The sequence below is a fragment of the Bradyrhizobium sp. USDA 4501 genome (genome assembly GCF_054062115.1).
On the sequence record NZ_JBSSEX010000001.1, the window covers coordinates 2,583,819 to 2,601,567 of the forward strand.

Sequence of the window (17,749 nt, forward strand, 5' to 3'; positions counted from 1 at the left end):
CGCACTTTTTCGGATCATGCGCTACGCCAGCCGCAGCCTGCGGATCGTGAACAGCGCGCAGAGGCTGAGGATGCAGACGGCGGTGAGATAGTAACCCGGCGCGAGCTCGCCGATCGCCGCGAAGCCGCCCAGCCAGGTCATGATCGCCGGTCCCATGCCGCCAAACAAGGTGACGCCGATGTTGTAGCTGAGACCGAGCCCGGTCGCACGCGTCGCCGCCGGAAACAGTTCCGACATCAGCGCGGCCAGCGGCCCGTAGTACAGCGACTTGAGGACGCCGAGCCAGAGCACGCCGATCAGGATGATCATCGGCGTCGGCTTGCCGGTGAGCAGGAGGAAGGCCGGGAAGATCGACACCAGCAACAGCAGCGCGAACAGGATCATGTGGGTGGTGCGTCCGATCTTGTCGGAGACCATGCCTGCGATCGGCGCCAGCAGCGCAACCGCGGTCTGCGCGGCGAACGAGGCGATGAAGCCGACCGATGGCGCGAGGTTAAGCGTCTTCACCACATAGGTCGGCATGTAGACGATCAAATAGTTGACCGCGGTCGACACCGCGAGCGCGCCGATCGCGAGCATCGTGGCGAGCTTCTGCCGCGCGAACACTTCCCTGACCGGCGATTCCTTCTTCGCCGCCGGCGGCGGGCTCGCATCGTCGACATGGTTGCGGATGTAGATGCCGACCGGGCCGATCAGGACGCCGAACAGGAACGGCAGCCGCCAGCCCCAGGACTGCAGATCCTCCGGGCTCATCAGCGAGGTCAGCAGCGCACCGAAGCCCGCGCCCAACAGACCGCTGACGCCCTGGCTCGCGAACTGCCAGCTCGCCACGAAACCGCGCCGCTCCGGCATGTGCTCGACCAGGAACGCAGTCGAGGAGCCGAACTCGCCGCCGGCGGAAAAGCCCTGCACCAGCCGTGCCAGCAGCACCGCGATCGGCGCCAGGATGCCGATGGTCTGATAGGTCGGCATCAGCGCCAGCACCAGCGTGCCCAGCGTCATCAGCACGATCGACAGCATCAGCGAGGCCTTGCGGCCGTGCCGGTCGGCATAGGCGCCGAGCACGACGCCGCCGATCGGGCGGATCAGAAACGACAGGCCGAAGCTGCCGAAGGTCAACAGCAGCGAGGTGGTCGGATCATTGGCCGGGAAGAACGCCTTGGAGAGATACACCGCGAAATAGGCATAGACCGAGATGTCGTACCATTCGAGCGCATTGCCGACCGAGGTCGCGACGATCAGGCGGGTGATGTTTTTCTTGTCGACCGCTGTTGCTCGCTGAGCGTCCGCCGAAGTTGATAGTGTCATTACATTTTCCTTGCCGGTGAAGGCACCAGCTTTTCAACTCGAAATGGCCGGCTTGACCCGGCCATCCACGTCTTCCCCGTCATCCGCGCGCAAAGGCTTCGCCTTTGTCGCTGGAGGTGCGAGCTCTTGCGAGCCTCGAAGGATGCACGGCCCCACTGGTGGCTGTCGATCCTTCGAGGGCCGCTGAAGAAGCGGCCACCTCAGAATGACGGGGAACAAGCGAGCCCAGCTCCTTATCCCTTGTGCTTTGCCTCGCCGAGGTCCCAGAACAGGCCGGCCATGATGGTCAGCGCCTCCTCGGTCACCGGCAGCAGGATGTGCTCGTCGGGGGCGTGCTGCGAGCAGCCCGGATAGGAATGCGGCACCCAGATCGTCGGCAGGCCGAGGCCTTCGGAGAACACGTCGTTCGGCAGCGAGCCGCCGAAGTTCGGCAGCACCGCCGGCGCCTTGCCGGTGGTGGCGCGGATCGAGTTCGCCGCCCAGTCGATCCACGGGCTGTCCATGTCGGTGCGCGAGGCGGCAAAGCGCTGCGTGCCCGAGACCTCGACCATCGGAAAACCGTTGTTGTGCAGATAGTCCCGCACCGCGTCGATCACCTCGAGATGCCGGGTGCCGACGACGAAGCGGAGCTGCAGCACGGCGTTGGCCTTGCCGGGGATCGCGTTGGCGGGCTTTTCGATATTGCCCGACGACATCGCCAGCACCTCCAGCGTGTTCCAGGCATAGAGCCGCTCCGCCGCGGTCAGGCCCTCCTCGCCCCAGTCTTCCGCCAGCGCCGGTTCGTCCGCCGTCGGCTTGACCTCGACGTCGGCGAGCGCGGCGCGGACGCGGTTGGAGATCGGCGGCGGTTTGAGGATATCGAGCTTCATGCGGCCCTTGCCGTCGACCAGGCTCGCGATCGCGCTCGCCAGGATCGTGGCGGGGTTGGCGAGCACGCCGCCCCAATTGCCGGAATGGTTGCCGCCCTCGCGCAGATTGACGTCGAGATGGATGCGGTTGCCGCCGCGGCAGCCGAGGAAGATGGTCGGCCGCTCCGCCGACAGCCGCGGCCCGTCGGAGGCAATGAACAGGTCGGCCTTCAGCTCCTCGCGATGCGCCTCGCAGACCTCGCGCAGATCGGGCGAGCCGATCTCCTCGCCGGTCTCGATGATGAATTTGGCATTGAAGCCGAGCTTGCCGCCGCGCGCCTGCTTCACCGCGCGCAGCGCCGCCATGTTGATCGAATGCTGGCCCTTGTTGTCGGCGGTGCCGCGGCCATAGACGCGCTCGCCCTTGACCGTGGTCTGCCAAGGATTGAGCCCGTCGCGCCATTCGCCGACCATGCCGTCGACGACGTCGCCATGGCCGTAGGTCAGCACGGTCGGCCGCGAAGCGTCTTCCTGGTAGTCGGCAATCAGATAGGGCCCGCGGCCGGTCGGCGACTCGATCAGGTGGGTCTTGAAATCGAGCTCGGCGAAGGCCGGTTGCAGATTCTCCACCAGATAGGCGCGCAGCGCATCGGCCTTGTCGGCATTCAGGCTCTCGGTCTGGTAGCCGACCCTGCGGTCCAGTTCCTTCAAGAACTCTCCCGATTGAAAATGCTCTCGCACCTTTGCGATTGCGTCGGCCCGTGTCGCCATGATTGTTCCTTCGTCCGGTCGCGTCGTGGCATGATCGCACCGGAACGCCATGGCTTGGCGTCCCGATCATGCTTCTGGAGGGGCGCAACCTATCGGGATCGGCTCGCGACCGGAAGGGCGCGAAATGCGAATGGGCCTTGCCAAAACGTGGGAAGTCGCAACAAGTTGAAGCGGGACGCCCGGCATCACCGGGCAGCATTCGAAGCGGCGCGCAAGATTTCGACCAAGGTTTTCTACAATGACAAAACAAATCCGGCTCAACGCCTTTGCCATGAACTGCGTGGCGCATCAGTCGCCGGGTCTGTGGACCCATCCGCGCGACCGCACCAAGGACTACAACAAGCTGTCCTACTGGATCGATCTGGCGAAGACGCTGGAGCGCGGCCGGTTCGACGGCCTGTTCCTCGCCGATGTGCTCGGCGTCTACGACGTCTATGCTGGCAATCCGGATGCGGCGCTGCGCAACGCGGCGCAGACCCCGGCCAACGAACCGTTGATGCTGATCCCGGCGATGGCCGCGGTGACCGAAAATCTCGGCTTCGGCGTCACCAGCAATCTCTCCTTCGAGCCGCCCTACCCGTTCGCGCGGCGGATGTCGACGCTCGATCACCTCACCGGCGGTCGGGTCGGCTGGAACGTGGTGACCGGCTATCTCGATTCCGCCGCGCGCGGCGCCGGCAAGGACAAGCAGACCGCGCATGACGACCGCTACGAGCTCGCCGACGAATATATGGAGCTGGTCTACAAGCTCTGGGAAGGCAGCTGGGAGGACGACGCCGCGATCCGCGACGTCGCGCGCGGCATCTTCACCGATCCGAGCAAGGTGCATCCGGTACGCCATGACGGCAACAACTACCGGCTCAACGCGATCCACCTGTCGGAGCCGTCGCCGCAGCGCACGCCGGTGCTCTACCAGGCCGGCACTTCGCCGCGCGGCCGGCAGTTCGCCGCCGAGCACGCCGAATGCGTGTTCATGTCGGGACCGTCGGCGAAGGTGATCGGTCCGCGGGTGTCGGCGATCCGCGAGCTCGCCGCCGCGAAGGGCCGCAACCCGGCCGAGATCCTGATGTTCTCGATGATGTGCGTCGTGGTGGCGCCGACCGAGGCGGAGGCGAAAGCGAAGTACGCCGAGTATCGCAGCCATATCAGCCATGAAGGCGCACTGGCGCTGATGTCGGGCTGGACCGGAGTCGACTTCTCGACCTATTCGCTCGACCAGGAGGTCCGCCACGTGCAGAACGACGCCGGCCGCTCCGCGATGGACAACGTCACCCGCGCCGATCCCGACCGGGTCTGGACCGTGCGCGAGGTCGCCGAGCATGTCGGCATCGGCGGCGCCGGCCCCGTGGTGGTCGGCTCGCCGGAGCAGGTCGCCGACAAGATCGAGCAATGGTTCGAGGAGACCGACGTCGACGGCCTCAATGTCGCGTTTGCGATCTCACCCGGCGATTTCGAGGACATCGCCGACATGCTGGTGCCGGAGCTCGTCAAGCGCGGCCGCTACAAGCGCGAGTATGCGAAGGGCACCTTGCGGGAGAAGCTGTTCGGCGCAGGGCGTGCGAGGCTGGACGCGACGCATCCGGCGACACGGTATCGGGTGAAGCGGAGTGCTGCGGCGGAATGATCCGCGCCGTCATTGCGAGCGAAGCGAAGCAATCCATCGTTCCGCATATGCGGGATCATGGATTGCTTCGTCGCTTCGTGCCTCGCAATGACGCGGCACACACATCTGCCCATCCCGTCATCCTGAGGAGCGCGCTCTTGCGCGCGTCTCGAAGGATCGACGGCCACCAGGCGGGCCGTACATCCTTCGAGGCTCGCTTCGCTCGCACCTCAGGATGACGGGGAGGCAGCAAGCGCGCGGCTTGCTCAATTCACCGAATTGCTCACCACCACCTCGATCAGCTTCGCGCCCGGACGGCTGAACGCCGACTTCATCACACCCTTCAGCTCCTGCGGATCGGTGACCTTGATCGCCTCGAGCCCAAGCGAGCGCGCGACGCCGGTGAAATCGACCGGCGGGTCGATGAAATCCATGCCGACATAGTTGTCGTCGCCGTGGAAGGCGAGCAGGCGCTGCTTGATGATGCGGTAGCCGCCATTGTTGACGATGACGAAGGTCAGCGGCAGCTTGTGATTGGCGGCGGTCCACAGCGACTGGATCGAATACATCGACGAGCCGTCGCCGGAATAGCACACCACCGGCCGCTCTGGATTGGCGAGGCTGACGCCGACCGCGGCCGGCAGGCCCCAGCCGATGCCGCCGGATGCCAGCGCGTGATAGCCGTAGCGGTCGCGATGCGGCCTCAAGCCAATGATCTGGCGCGACGAGGTCAGGCCCTCGTCAACCAGGATCGCGTTGTCGGGCATCGCCTCCACGACCTGCAACGCCAGCCAGTCCGGATCGATCGGCGAGGTCTGGCTCGCCTTCGAGATCTGCTCGACCAGCGCCTTGCGCTTCGCCGCCCAGTTCTTCGTCGACAAGGCCGCGAGTCCCCGCTTGGCGCGCGTCTCCAGCGCGCCGTCGCCGGCCTCCTTCAACGCCGGCACCAGCGCGCGCAGCGTTTCCTTGACGTCCGCCTTCACCGCGATCTCGGCGCCGTAGTTCCTGGCGAGGTCGCTGTCGACCAGGCCGACCTGCACGATCGAGAGGCCGTCCGGCAACGGATCGACCTCGCTGTAAACGGACATCCGCAGCGGATCGCCGCCGAGCGCGATCAACAGATCATGCGGTGCCAGCACGTCGCGCGCGACCTTCTGCAGCCGCGCGATCGCGCCCATGAAGCTCGGGCTTTCGGAGAGGAAGTGCGAACCATAAGGAGTCGGCGATTGCCAGGCCGGGCAGCCCAGCGTCTCGGCGAGATCGGCCGCCTCGCGCAGCGCATCGCTTTTCACGATCTCGTCGCCGACGACGATCACCGGTCGCTCCGCTTTCAGGATGCGCGCGGCCAGCGCCTTGAGCGAATCCTCCGACGGCCTCACCCGCGTGTCGATCCGGGTGGAGCGGCCGAGCTCGATGCCGGCTTCGGAATTGAGGATGTCGCCGGGCAGCGAGATGAACACCGGCCCGGTCGGCGGCGTGGTCGCGATCTTGGCGGCGCGGCGCACGATGCGCGGCAGGTCTTCGAGCCGCGTCACCTCGACCGCCCATTTCACCAGCGGCGTCGCCATCTGCACCAGCGGACCGTAGAGCACCGGTTCGGTCAGGCCGTGGCCCTGTTCCTGCTGCCCGGCGGTCAGGATCAGCGGCGTGCCGGTGAAGCTGGCATTGTAGAGCGAGCCCATCGCGTTGCCGAGGCCCGGCGCAACATGAACATTGCAGGCGACCAGCTTGCCGGAGGCGCGGCTGAAGCCGTCGGCCATCGCGACCACCAGGCTCTCCTGCATCGCCATCACATAGGTGAGATCGGGATGGTCCTTCAGCGCGTGCATGATCGGCAGTTCGGTGGTGCCGGGATTGCCGAACAGATGGGTGACGCCCTCATCCTTCAGCAGCGCCAGAAATGCCGAGCGGCCGGTAATGCGATTTTTCATGTTCCCTCCAGGCCTGTCGGCGCGTTGGCCGACGGGGATCAAGGGAGATGACCAAACTTGCGCGCGAGGGGCAATCGAGCGAGCGGTCATGGCCGCATTCCGCAGGCGCGCGCCTGAGGTGAAGCACTCGCTAGAACATCCCCTCACGCTCGCTGCGCTTCCTCTTTTTCGAGCGCTGCCAGACCACGCCGGGATAGCCCTTCAGCGGCACCAGCGGCTCGCCGGTGTAGGCCCATTCCTGCAGTTCCTCGATCGCGATGTGATAGAGCGGCTGCCGGCCGGTGCGCCCCGAGAATAGCGCGCGCGGGATGTTGACCATGTGCGGCGACCGCGCGCGTTCGTAGATGATGGGCGTGCCGCAATTGGCGCAGAAGCTGCGCGCGGTCTTGCTTTTCGCGTCCTCGTAACGCGACAGCTCGCTTTCGCCTTGCGTAATGCGGAAGCGCTTCTTCCAGCTGCCGACATAGGTCGCATAAACCGCACCATGGGCGCGGCGGCTGGCGGCGCTGTGATCATGCCAGGCCCAGCGCGCCGGCACGTCGATCTCGAACCGCACCTTGCCGCACAGGCATTGGCCGGCCGCGGGCTTCGCCAGCGCCACCGGCTTTGGCTTCTTGGTCGGCTCGAACTCGTCGTCCGGAAACATCACGGTCTCCCATCAAGGCATCGTAGCCCGGACGAGCGAAGCGATATCCGGGCTACGAAGAGTTACGCCTGCGCCAGTTCGTCGTGCACGGGATAATCCGTGTAGCCCTTCTCCTCGCCGGCATAGAAGGTGGCGCGGTTGTACTTGGTCAAGGGATAGCCGCGCTGCAGACGGCGCGGCAGATCCGGGTTGGAGATGAAGTAGCGGCCGAACGCGATCGCATCGGCATGACCTTCGGCGACCGCGCTCTGCGCGGTTTCGCCGACGAAATTGCCGGCGGTGATCAGCACGCCGCTCCACATCGGGCGGTACAGCACCATCGCCGACGGCACGTTCTGCCAGTCGACCTCGGCACGCCCGGTGCCCGAGGCGCGCGGCTCGATGAAATGCAGATAGGCGAGCCCGAGCTTGTCCAGCGCCTTGATGGCGTGGCTGTAGAGCGGCATCGGGTCGGCCTCGCCGCTGCCATTGGCGATGCCGTAGGGCGAGAGCCGGACGCCGACGCGGCTGGCGCCCCAGACCTCGGTCACCGCCTGCGTCACCTCCATCAGGAAGCGGACGCGGTTCTCGATCGAGCCGCCATACCGGTCGGTGCGCAGGTTGCTGCGCGATTGCAGGAACTGCTCGATCAGATAGCCATTGGCGCCGTGAACCTCGACGCCGTCGAAGCCGGCGGCGAGCGCGTTTTTCGCGCCTTGCCGGTAGGCCTCGACCATCAGGGCGACCTCGTCGGTCTCGAGCGCGCGCGGCGTCTCGTAATCGACCACCTTGCCGTCCGCCGTCATGCACTTGAACTCGGAGGGGATCGCGACCGCCGACGGCGCCACCGGCAGCGCGCCGCCCGGCTGGAACGAGGAATGCGAGACGCGGCCGACGTGCCAGAGCTGCAGGAAGATCAAGCCGCCCTTGGCGTGCACGGCATCCACCACCTCGCGCCAGCCCGCGATCTGGGCCTCGCTATAGATGCCGGGAACACCGGGATTGCCGAAGCCGGTCGCGACCACCGGCGAGGCCTCCGCGATCAGCAAGCCGCCCGGGGTGGCGCGCTGCGCGTAGTATTCCGCGTTGATCGGCCGCGGCGCGAGGCTCGGCCGCGCCGCCCGCATCCGCGTCAGCGGCGCCATCACGACGCGATGTTCGAGCTGGTAGGGACCGATCTTGAGCGGAGAGAACAGCGACGGAGGATTCATGCCTGCCCCAATTAATCTTGTGTCATTTCCCGTTGTAGTCCGGGCATGATCCGCCCGGAAAACCGGTACCCACTTTTCCGGATCATGCCCGTTATCTAACGGGTTCATCTTGTTCATGAAAGCGGGTAGTGGCAATCTGTTGCCACGAGAACAGGTCTCCCATGTCGAAATCGAGCGCCTCATCGCTCCCCTCCCTCAGCGTCCGCATCGACCTCGATGCCGAGGACCGGATCGGGCCGGGCAAGATCCTGCTGCTTGAGCGGATCAAGGAATGCGGCTCGATCTCCGCCGCCGGTCGCGCCATGGACATGAGCTACAAGCGCGCCTGGGACCTGGTCGACGAGATCAACCGCATCTGCCGGCAGGCGGCGGTGGAACGGCAGACGGGCGGCAAGAATGGCGGCGGCGCGGTGCTGACCCCGTTCGGCCTCTCCTTGGTGGCGCGCTACCGCAAGATCGAGCGCGACGCGGCAAGCGCCGTGCGCAGGGATCTCGAGGCGCTGCGCAGCGACATCGGCAAGCCGAAGAAGGCTGCCGGGCGGTGAACGCAGGAACCGGCGGCTGTCGCTGGGGCGCTTACGAAAATATCGAAAACAACCCCATGCAAAGGAGCCGGCGACGGCCGGCGTTCGACAACCCAACTTGACGCGTCGGGCAAATCAGGGGTATTATTCTAATATTCCGAAATCATGCGGGGCGTTGGAGCGGAGAGCTCCCCTCGGCGAACACGCCGAGCGTTGAGTACCCCTCACCCGGATTGCATCTGGCGATGCAATCCGACCTCTCCCCGCAGGCGAGGAGAGGTAAGAAGCGGCCCTAGCCCGTCTTGATCCAGACCGCCTTGACGTTGAGATATTCCTCGACGTGTTGCTTGCCGGACTCGCGGCCATAGCCGCTCATCTTGTAGCCGCCGAACGGCACCGCCGGATCCATCGCCTGGTAGCAATTGACCCAGACCGAGCCGGCGCGCAGCGCCTTGGCGACCTGGTGCGCCTTGCTGACATTGGTGGTCCAGACGCCCGAGCCGAGGCCGAAGGTGGTGGCGTTGGCGCGCTTGATCAGTTCGTCCGGATCCCTAAACGAGATCGCCGAGATCACCGGGCCGAAGATCTCCTCCTGCGCGATACGCATGTTGTCCTGCACGTTGGCGAACACGGTCGGCTGCACGAAATAGCCCTTCGACAGCGCGCCCTCGGTGAGGCGGCCGCCGCCGGCAAGCGCCTTGGCGCCCTCCTTCTGGCCGATGTCGAGATAGCCCGACACCCGGTCCATCTGCTGCTGCGACACCAAGGGACCAATCTGGGTGTTGGGGTCGAGGCCGTTGCCGACCTGCAGCTTCCTGCCGAACTCGGCGACGCGGCCGACGAATTCGTCATAGACCTTCTGCTCGACGAACAGCCGCGTGCCGGCGCTGCAGATCTGGCCGGAATTGGCGAACACCGCCATCGCCGCACCGGGCACCGCGGCGTCGAGATCGGCGTCGGCGAACACGATGTCCGGCGACTTGCCGCCGAGTTCGAGCGAGACGCGCTTGAGGTTGCCGGCCGAGGCGCGGATGATCGACTGGCCCGTGACGTGCGATCCGGTGAAGGCGACCTTGTCGACATCGGGATGCGAGGCAAGCGCGGCGCCCGCGGTCTCGCCATAGCCCGGCACGACGTTGACGACGCCGGGCGGAATGCCGGCCTCCATGCAGAGTTCGCCGATGCGCAGCGAGGTCAGCGGCGATTCCTCGGCCGGCTTCAGCACCACGGTGCAGCCGGTCGCGATCGCCGGGCCGATCTTCCAGATCGAGGCGGTCAGCGGCCCGTTCCAGGGGATGATCGCGCCGACCACGCCGATCGGCTCCTTCAGCGTGTAGGAGAAGATCTCACCGGGCAGCGAGTTCTCGATGGTCTCGCCGTGGATCGCGGTCGCCTGTCCCGCATAGTAGCGCAGCATGCCGAGCGCGCGCAGGCGGTTGCCGCGGGTCCGGCTGATCGGTGCGCCCATGTCGAGCGTGTCGAGCTGGGACAGTTCCTCGAAATTGGCTTCGACGAGCTCGGCCAGCTTGAGCAGCATGTTCTGCCGCTCGAACGGCTTCACCTTGCTCCAGGGCCCTTCGAACGCGCGGCGCGCCGCCACGACCGCACGGTTGATGTCCTCGGCATCGCCCTCGGCGACCGACGCGAGCAATTCACCGGTCGCGGGATTGTGCGTCTCGAACTTCTTGCCGGAGGCGGCGTCGACCCATTTGCCGTCGATCAGCATCTTCTTGTAGGAGCCATCGGCATAAGGATGGCGCGTGATCGGAACAGCCTGCGAAACAGCCATGTTTGCACTCCCTGTAAAATGTCGGCTGAGGTCTTTTTGAAGCGTTATATCCCGAATTCTACAGCGCGAACGCGAAACCGTAAAGCCGAGCCGGCGTTGATCAGGGCGGCGCGCACGAAAACCTCCCATGCGCGTGCGTGCATGGTACGATAGCGACCGCACCTCAGCCACACATGTGTCCGGAGACCGCAGATGCCCCACCCCGTGATATCAGCCAATCATGTTGCCGTGATCACCGGCGGCGCCTCCGGCATCGGACTTGCCGCCGCATTGCGGTTCGCGCAGGCCGGCATGAAGGTCTGCATCGCCGACCTCGACGACGACCGGCTGAAGGATGCTGCGACAAAGCTGTCATCTGCGGCGCCGGGCGGCGCTGATGACATTATGACGGCGGCTGTCGACGTCAGCCGCGCCGACGCGGTCGCAAGCCTGGAGGCCGCGGTCGCGAAAAAGTTCGGCGGCACCGACATCCTGATGAACAATGCCGGCATCCAGCCCGGCAGTGCGATGTTCGGGCCCGCGGACAATTGGCAGCGCATCCTTGGCGTCAATCTGTGGGGCGTGATCAACGGCACCCAGGCGTTCGCGCCCAACATGATCAAGCGCGGCCGGCCGGGATTGATCATCAACACCGGATCCAAGCAGGGCATCACCACGCCGCCGGGCGATCCCGCCTACAACGTTTCCAAGGCCGGGGTGAAGGCATTCACCGAAGCGCTGCAGCACGAGCTGCGCAACACCGACGGCTGCAAGATCACGGCGCATCTCTTGATCCCGGGTTTTGTCTTCACCGGGCTGACCGCCCGCGGCCGCACCGAGAAGCCAGCCGGCGCCTGGACAGCGGAGCAAACCATCGACTTCATGATCGAACGCCTCGATGCCGGCGACTTCTACATCCTCTGCCCCGACAACGACGTGCCGCGTGCACTCGACGAACGCCGCATCCTGTGGGCCGCCGGCGACATCGTCGAAAACCGCCCGCCGCTGTCGCGCTGGCATCCGGATTACGGCGATGCGTTCGCCGCGTTCGTGAAGGGGAAGTAAGGCCACCCGTCATTGCGAGGAGCTCGCGACGAAATTGCAAAGCAATTTTGCGCTGAAGCGACGAAGCAATCCATGGCACCGCATACGCGGAAGGATGGATTGCTTCGCGGAAGCCCGTCATCCGGCGGCGCTTCGCGCCGACCGGGTGGCTCGCAATGACGTGGAAGCGTCGTCGAGAATTGTAGCGAGCGGCCTCCGCACGCCGTCGTCCTGGCGAAAGCCAGGACCCATCACCACCGAATTCGATTGAGAGTGCGACAGTGGCCCCAGCGTCGCACAACAACAAGCGGTTGGGGTAATGGGTCCTGACGACGCTGAATACATTCACATTCTGTCAGGATGACGGGAGCGCGGCCCCGCTCACAGCGTTTCCTGCTTGTGGTCACAGTTCTTGCAGGTGAACTTGACGCGGGACTGGCCCTTTTCCGCCTGCACCCGGTTCGGCGCACCGCATTTGCCGCAAACGGCCTCGATCCGGGTCGTGCCCTGCTTGATGACCAAGTTCCGCTTTTCCATGGTCTCGCGGATGAGGCGTTCGGCCTCCTCGCGCAGCGATTGCTTCGACATCATCTCCACCGGTCGTTGGTTAGCGGGCGGCGTCATAGCACGACCGCGTGAAGTTTTGACAGCGGGGATTGCAGCTTAATTTTCAGACAATGAGCCGGTCAACCGGCAACCGGAAATGCCGCGGTTTGATCGGTTTTGATGGCCGGCCGATACGGAACACGTTGACGAGGCGCAGATCGGCACCGATTTTGCCGAGCTTTCGCAGCCGGTCGTTGAAGTCAGGATGATCTGATAGCGCCGAAATCGGGCACGCCGCGAAACCGGCGCGATCGATCTCCAGCCAGGCGCGGTAGAAATGCCGACCGGTCGTGAGTGGATCCTCACCGACGGGACGGCAAAACAGCACGATCGCCGATGCCGACGCGGTCTTGGCGCCGTCGGCAAGCAACGACGCGGCGAGGCCGAGACGATCGAGCGGCTTGAACAGGCTGCCGAGCACGTAGCGCGCGGCGGTGGCCTCGACCGCATTCATGGCGAGCGCATCACGGTTGAGCCCATCGAGCAGATAGTGCGGATGGCCGGGCGACAGCCGCATCCATGCGAGCAGCTCAGCCCGGTAGTCGTCACCGCGGACAAAGGAGAATTCGGCGCGATCGGCCCAGCCGGCGATATCGGCAATCGCCCGGCGATCGCCAATGCAGATCACATCGTCGCGCGCGGCAGCCAGCTGCGCCAGCGCCGCCGCATCGTCCGGCGATGCCGCGAACTTGCCGCGCCACGACATGCGGCGTGCCACGAGGTCCGCCAGCAGATCGGGCTCGGCTCCTTGCTTGATCGCAAACGAGCAGAGCACGGCTAATTGCGGCGACAGCGGCTGCTCGAGCGTGGTGATGCCCGTGATTGCGAAGCCGCGGCGATTGAGCGCGAGGCTCATGCCCTCCAGCGCCGCGCCGTGCGACACCAGAACGTCATGCCCCGCGGGGTCGGCGACCGGCGCGCGCACGCCGGTCGCATCGACCAGCGCCAGCCGCCCGTCGCCGAGCAGGCGCCAGCGGGTCGGCTGGATGTTGTGGACGCTCGGCGCCAGCCGCGCCTCCGCGACCACCTCGCGCAGCAGATCCGGCGTCAGCGCGCTCATGCTGCGGCCAGCCGCTTGGTGAACAGATGCAGCCGGTGCAGCGGCCTTGCGCCGACCTTCTCGACCTGGCGCAGCGACGGACCGTTGATATCGGCGATCCAGGTGCCGCCCAGCGTGCGGTAGCCCGCCTCCTGCAACGCCAGCGCGGTGCGGTAGAGCATCGCGCCGTTGAGGCCGCGATTGTGCAGGTCGCGGCAGACCGACTGATAGATCAGCACCGCGCGCCTGTTCATCACGCGGTGCTGCACGAATTTGAACGGCGCTGACAGCCCGACCCGGCCGCCGATCGCCTTGATCAGCGGATTGAGGTCGGGGATCGCGATGATCGCGCCGGCGGGCCGGCCGCGGTGATAGACCACGGTCGAAATCCGCTTGTCGATGATCCACATCATGTCGCCGGCCTGGAACAGATATTCGGCGACGGTCGGCGGCACGAACATCGGATTGTCGGCAAAGCCGTCATTGAGGATCAGCCGCGCGTCCTCCAGCCGCACCTTGAAGGCGGAACGCTTGATCGGCTGCCAGACGAAATCCGGGTCAGTGAGCACGGCGCGCTGCTTGTCGCCGAGCAGTTGCTCCGGCTTGCCGTCGTCGAGCGCGATCTCGAACGTCGTCATCGGGAAGGTCGCGGCATAGCCGGCGCGTTCGAGATGCTGTGCAACGTGCGGCGGCGACCACATCATGTCGGTGAACGGCGCATGGTCGAACCCGTCGGTCATCACGCCGAATCTGCTGCATCGCGGTGAGATTGAAGTTGCCGGTGACGCGGCTCATGCCGCGCGCCGACAGCCATTGCTCGGCGGCGCGCAGCAGCGCATCGGCCACTTCGTCATCGTCGATGCAATCGAAGAAGCCGAATGCACCGTGGCGGGTGCCGTGCTTGCGGTTGGACGCGTCGTGGATCGAGGCGGCGATGCGGCCGACCGGCCGTCCATCGCGATGCGCTGAAAATAGCGCATAGCGGCCGTGGCCTTCGGTGACGAACGGATTCTTCGCCGGATCGAACATCCGGTCGAAATCGCTCCACAGCGGCGGCACGTAAAGGCTGTCGGGCCCATAAGCGTTGAGCGCGGCGTCGAATGCCGCCCTGCGGTCACCCTCGCGGATCTCTGATGTCATTTGGCCTCCGGGGTCAACGCCAGCAGCCGGCGCACCAGCGCCAGCGCGGTCTCAGTGGCGGGGTCGGCCGCGGTGACGGGCACCGCGAGCACGATCAGGTCGAGCGGATCGTGTCCGAGCACGATGACATGGGAGGCGTTGTTGGCTGCGATCAGCGACACGATGCGCTCGGCCGCGGGATCGGTCGGCGCCAGTCCCCACGGCGCGTCGGACCGCCGCAGCACACGCCGTGTCGACAGGAAGTCGTGCAGCAGCGGCGGATCGTAGAGCGCAAGCTCGTTCTCGCGGAAGCGCCGCGCGCTTTCGAAGATCGGGTGCCGCGCCAGCTCGGCGATCAACTGCTCGCGGGTCTGTGCCGGCGATGCGGCGACCGAATTGAGCACGCCCGGCTCCTGCGATTCGAACAGCGCCCGCAGCGCGTCCGTCATCAACCCGATGGTCAGCACGCCGGCGATCGCAACCGCGACGAACCGAACCATCTGCGCGGCGTCGACGTCGGGCGCCATGAAGGCAGCGGCGAGGCCCAAGAGGCCCGAAGAGATCAGCCGCAGCGCCATCATCGCAAGGCCGTGCCGGCGTGTCTCGGCGCCGCCGCCGGCGATCAGCATCACCGTCACCGTGAGCAGCGCGCCCAGCGCGCCGAGCCGCACAGGGATATCAGGAAACAGCGTGCGGAAATCGGTCAGGATGAACGGGATCACGACCAGCGCGCCGACCGCCATGCGGCCGATGCTGCGGTTCTCCGCTGCCATGAGCGTGGCGCGATCCCGCGTCGCCAACAGCAGCGCGCAAGTGGCGAAGCCCAAGAGCTGGAACAGCGCCAGCGCGATCGCGTAAGGCATCGCCAGCCGTTGCAGTCCGAACAGGCCACCGAGACCGAGCAGGATGGCGCCCGCGAGCGCCGCGATCTTGACCGCGCGCGGTGCGTGGCGCCGCAGGATGCCTTCGGTGACGATCAGGGCGCCGAGCGGGACCAGCGAGGCCGGGATCACCGAGAGGCGGTCGAGCAGGCGGCTTCCGGTCCACCAGGCAAGACCGCGGTCGAGGAACAGAATCGCGATCACGCCGAGCGCGAGCAGCAGGCGGCGCGTCAACGGGCTCCTCGGATCGCGCCGGTAGAACGTCATCATCGCAACGGCGAGCCCGATGGCGCCGCACAGATTGACGATGGAATCGGCGATCGCCCCGGAGGTCATTTGCCGCCCGTCAGGTCATCGATGGCCCGCCGCACCAGCGGACGCATCAGGGCGGCGACGAGCGCATTGCGCGGCTTCTCGATCGCGGGCCGATGCGGGTTGAGAAACCAGCCGCGGCAATCGGTGCCCGAGGTGCGGCCGAGGATCAGCGCGACCGCCTCATAGGCCATCAGCATGCCGGTCGAGATCACCATCGGCGCAAACGACATCCGGCTGCGGCGGCCGGCGGCGACTTCGCCGGCGATGGCAAGGTCGACATAGTTGCGCGACGAGGAGTGCAGCATCACGTGCTCGATCTCGGCACGCATCGCGGCGCGACGGTCGTCCTCGGTGATATCGGTCCAGTCCTTGCCAAGCGTCGGAAAGCCGAGGCGCTGCTCGGGCCGCGGATCGTGCGGGCGCACCACGATCACGGACGGCAGCGGCGACATATAGGCGTCGATCACGGTTGCATCGGCGCGCTTCGCGGTCCGGTACAGATGCACGCCGGCAGCGATATCGTCCATGCCGTTGACGATCACCGGGCACTGCGCGGCAATCGCGGCGAGCTCGCTGGTCCAGTTCTCGCCAAGCACCTCGATCTCGATGGTCGGATTGATCCGTTTTGCGGCTTCGGCGGCAACTGCCGCCTTCTCGCGCCCGACCTCGTCGGCGAAGGCGAACACCTGGCGGTTGAGGTTGGAGACCTCGAAGCGATCGATGTCGGCGATCACGAATTTGCCGACGCCGGCGCGCGCCAGCGCCATGAAGGCCGCGCCGCCCATGCCGCCGACGCCGCAGACGAACACCCGCGCCTGACGCAGCAGCTGCTGCTCGTGCTCGTCGATGAAGCCGATATTGCGGCCGGTGAAGGAATAGTAGTCGAAATTCATCGCGCGGCCCCGTTATCCTGCTTGCGCGGACGCAGCGTGCCGAAGGCGCGGCTGTCGTCCATCCAGTAGACCACCGGCAGCACCAGCCGCTGCAGCGCCAGCATCGCGGACGCCGCGAGCAGCGACGGCAGCGAGCCCGAGGGCACCTCGCTCATGAGATAGCGGCGTGCGCCGGCAAGATCGACACGGCCGAGTTGCAGCACGTCGTCGCCGCGGCCGTAATCCAGCTCGCGTGCGCAGAACTCGTTGTAGATTGTGTTGCGATGTTTCGGGGCGATCTCGAAGGTCTTCTTCAGCGCGTCCGAGCCGCCGGTATAGGCGTTGGTGATGACCGAGCGCGCCTCGTCGAAGCCGGCCTCGTCGCCGACGCCGAACACCGCGCGATGCCTTGCCATGATGCCGCGCGCCAATTGGAGATGCGCAAAGCTCTGTCGCGCGCCCGGCAGCGGCGACGGGTAGACGTCCGAGAATGTATCACTGACCATGCCGACCACCGCCGGCACCTGGGTGACGTTTGAGATCCATTTCGGCCGCAGCCCGTCGCGGGCGAACAGCACCAGCGCGGTCAGGCCGTAGAGCACCCAGGACAGCCCCTGCCCGCGCACATCGGGATCGACCATGACGAGGCCGAGATGGGTGACCTCGGCCGGCTCGCCGTCGAGCGGCACGTCCATCACCGACAGCGCGTTGAAGGCGATCGGCCGCCCGGTGTCTTCCTCCGAGATCAGCGTGACGACGGCGCGCGACAGCCGCTCGGGTTCACCGGAGAAGATGCCGTAGGTCAGGCTCTCCTCGGGCAGCGTCTTGGCGGCGACGATGCGCAGCTGCTCGACCAGCGCGTCGAGCTCGTCCCTCGGCAGCGACAGACCGGGCGATTCGACGATGCGGGTGCGTTGGCCGGCCTGGGTGCGCAAGCTGAGATCGATGGTCGGCTGCGACAGCGCCTTCAGCCAGAAGCCGCCATGGCTGCGCAGACCGTCAAAGGCGGCGCGCGCCTTGCCGAGACTCTTGGCAAGGCTCTTGCTGCCGCGCGAAGCCGGCGTGGGATTGTCCGTGGACGCCATTTCTCTGTCCCTCGGGCGCGATCTCTGCACTCGCCCCTGTTAAGGAGCCATGAGCGCAACCTGACGCTGTTTGCCGCACGGTAAACAAGGCCTTCCGGAAACGGAACAAGTTGGCCGTAAGCGGTCGGCGGCCTATCCACACCGTCATTGCGAGGAGCGATAGCGACGAAGCAATCCATCGCTCGGCATACGCGGAAGA

General features: G+C 66.1%; 16 protein-coding genes. 4 read left to right on the top strand and 12 right to left on the bottom strand.

Annotation, left to right across the window (positions count from 1 at the left end; translation table 11 throughout):
* Nucleotides 1-21: 21 nt before the first annotated feature.
* Together ACVWZM_RS11625 and ACVWZM_RS11630 are read right to left on the bottom strand one after the other, a co-directional pair.
* The gene (locus ACVWZM_RS11625) at nucleotides 22-1,308 is read right to left on the bottom strand and encodes an MFS transporter (protein ID WP_456853226.1); all 1,287 of its coding nucleotides are present in this window, start codon (nucleotides 1,306-1,308) and stop codon (nucleotides 22-24) included.
* Nucleotides 1,309-1,541: 233 nt separating this feature from the next.
* Entirely contained in the window at nucleotides 1,542-2,927 is a 1,386-nt protein-coding gene (locus ACVWZM_RS11630; RefSeq protein WP_316398416.1) for a M20 family metallopeptidase, read from the bottom strand.
* Nucleotides 2,928-3,165: 238 nt separating this feature from the next.
* On the opposite strand from ACVWZM_RS11630, the gene ACVWZM_RS11635 reads away from it, so the two are divergent.
* On the top strand, nucleotides 3,166-4,551 hold the full coding sequence (locus tag ACVWZM_RS11635) for an LLM class flavin-dependent oxidoreductase (protein ID WP_456853229.1): 1,386 nt from the start codon (nucleotides 3,166-3,168) through the stop codon (nucleotides 4,549-4,551).
* A gap of 245 nt (nucleotides 4,552-4,796) precedes the next feature.
* Here ACVWZM_RS11635 and ACVWZM_RS11640 read toward each other — a convergent pair whose 3' ends face one another.
* The 3 genes from ACVWZM_RS11640 to ACVWZM_RS11650 form a co-directional block, all read right to left on the bottom strand.
* The gene (locus ACVWZM_RS11640; RefSeq protein WP_057017884.1) at nucleotides 4,797-6,461 is read right to left on the bottom strand and encodes a thiamine pyrophosphate-binding protein; all 1,665 of its coding nucleotides are present in this window, start codon (nucleotides 6,459-6,461) and stop codon (nucleotides 4,797-4,799) included.
* A gap of 130 nt (nucleotides 6,462-6,591) precedes the next feature.
* On the bottom strand, nucleotides 6,592-7,107 hold the full coding sequence (locus tag ACVWZM_RS11645; RefSeq protein WP_456777682.1) for a GFA family protein: 516 nt from the start codon (nucleotides 7,105-7,107) through the stop codon (nucleotides 6,592-6,594).
* A 62-nt stretch (nucleotides 7,108-7,169) separates the two neighbouring features.
* Nucleotides 7,170-8,297: an alkene reductase gene (locus ACVWZM_RS11650; protein ID WP_076827617.1), complete on the bottom strand. Its 1,128-nt coding sequence runs from the start codon at nucleotides 8,295-8,297 to the stop codon at nucleotides 7,170-7,172.
* A gap of 161 nt (nucleotides 8,298-8,458) precedes the next feature.
* Between ACVWZM_RS11650 and ACVWZM_RS11655 the strand changes: the two genes are divergently transcribed.
* Nucleotides 8,459-8,842 carry a winged helix-turn-helix domain-containing protein gene (locus ACVWZM_RS11655; RefSeq protein ID WP_057017887.1) on the top strand — a complete coding sequence of 128 codons (384 nt, stop codon included), beginning with the start codon at nucleotides 8,459-8,461 and terminating at the stop codon, nucleotides 8,840-8,842.
* A 271-nt stretch (nucleotides 8,843-9,113) separates the two neighbouring features.
* On the opposite strand, the gene ACVWZM_RS11660 is transcribed toward ACVWZM_RS11655, so the two are convergent.
* Nucleotides 9,114-10,610, bottom strand: coding sequence for an aldehyde dehydrogenase family protein (locus ACVWZM_RS11660; protein ID WP_456853231.1), 1,497 nt, complete (start codon nucleotides 10,608-10,610; stop codon nucleotides 9,114-9,116).
* A 192-nt stretch (nucleotides 10,611-10,802) separates the two neighbouring features.
* Between ACVWZM_RS11660 and ACVWZM_RS11665 the strand changes: the two genes are divergently transcribed.
* Nucleotides 10,803-11,654, top strand: coding sequence for an SDR family NAD(P)-dependent oxidoreductase (locus ACVWZM_RS11665; RefSeq protein ID WP_456853233.1), 852 nt, complete (start codon nucleotides 10,803-10,805; stop codon nucleotides 11,652-11,654).
* Nucleotides 11,655-12,014: 360 nt separating this feature from the next.
* On the opposite strand, the gene ACVWZM_RS11670 is transcribed toward ACVWZM_RS11665, so the two are convergent.
* The 3 genes from ACVWZM_RS11670 to ACVWZM_RS11680 form a co-directional block, all read right to left on the bottom strand.
* The gene (locus ACVWZM_RS11670; RefSeq protein WP_024581255.1) at nucleotides 12,015-12,221 is read right to left on the bottom strand and encodes a hypothetical protein; all 207 of its coding nucleotides are present in this window, start codon (nucleotides 12,219-12,221) and stop codon (nucleotides 12,015-12,017) included.
* Between the two features lie 82 nt (nucleotides 12,222-12,303).
* Nucleotides 12,304-13,299, bottom strand: a complete 996-nt coding sequence (locus ACVWZM_RS11675) for a hypothetical protein (RefSeq protein ID WP_456853235.1) — start codon at nucleotides 13,297-13,299, stop codon at nucleotides 12,304-12,306.
* Entirely contained in the window at nucleotides 13,296-14,018 is a 723-nt protein-coding gene (locus tag ACVWZM_RS11680) for a hypothetical protein (protein ID WP_456853237.1), read from the bottom strand. Before ACVWZM_RS11680 ends, ACVWZM_RS11675 begins: the two co-directional genes overlap by 4 nt.
* Between ACVWZM_RS11680 and ACVWZM_RS11685 the strand changes: the two genes are divergently transcribed.
* The gene (locus ACVWZM_RS11685; RefSeq protein WP_456853239.1) at nucleotides 13,981-14,247 is read left to right on the top strand and encodes a hypothetical protein; all 267 of its coding nucleotides are present in this window, start codon (nucleotides 13,981-13,983) and stop codon (nucleotides 14,245-14,247) included. The genes ACVWZM_RS11680 and ACVWZM_RS11685 overlap by 38 nt on opposite strands.
* A 167-nt stretch (nucleotides 14,248-14,414) precedes the next feature.
* Here the strand turns inward: ACVWZM_RS11685 and ACVWZM_RS11690 are convergent, their stop codons facing one another.
* From ACVWZM_RS11690 to ACVWZM_RS11700, 3 genes are read right to left on the bottom strand one after another with little or no spacing between them, the layout of a single operon-like run.
* Nucleotides 14,415-15,614 carry a hypothetical protein gene (locus ACVWZM_RS11690; RefSeq protein ID WP_456853241.1) on the bottom strand — a complete coding sequence of 400 codons (1,200 nt, stop codon included), beginning with the start codon at nucleotides 15,612-15,614 and terminating at the stop codon, nucleotides 14,415-14,417.
* Complete coding sequence (locus ACVWZM_RS11695; RefSeq protein ID WP_456793705.1) at nucleotides 15,611-16,486, bottom strand: HesA/MoeB/ThiF family protein; 876 nt, start codon at nucleotides 16,484-16,486, stop codon at nucleotides 15,611-15,613. Before ACVWZM_RS11695 ends, ACVWZM_RS11690 begins: the two co-directional genes overlap by 4 nt.
* Complete coding sequence (locus ACVWZM_RS11700; protein WP_456853243.1) at nucleotides 16,483-17,550, bottom strand: hypothetical protein; 1,068 nt, start codon at nucleotides 17,548-17,550, stop codon at nucleotides 16,483-16,485. The genes ACVWZM_RS11695 and ACVWZM_RS11700 overlap by 4 nt, the downstream gene beginning before the upstream one ends.
* Between the last annotated feature and the right edge of the window lie 199 nt (nucleotides 17,551-17,749).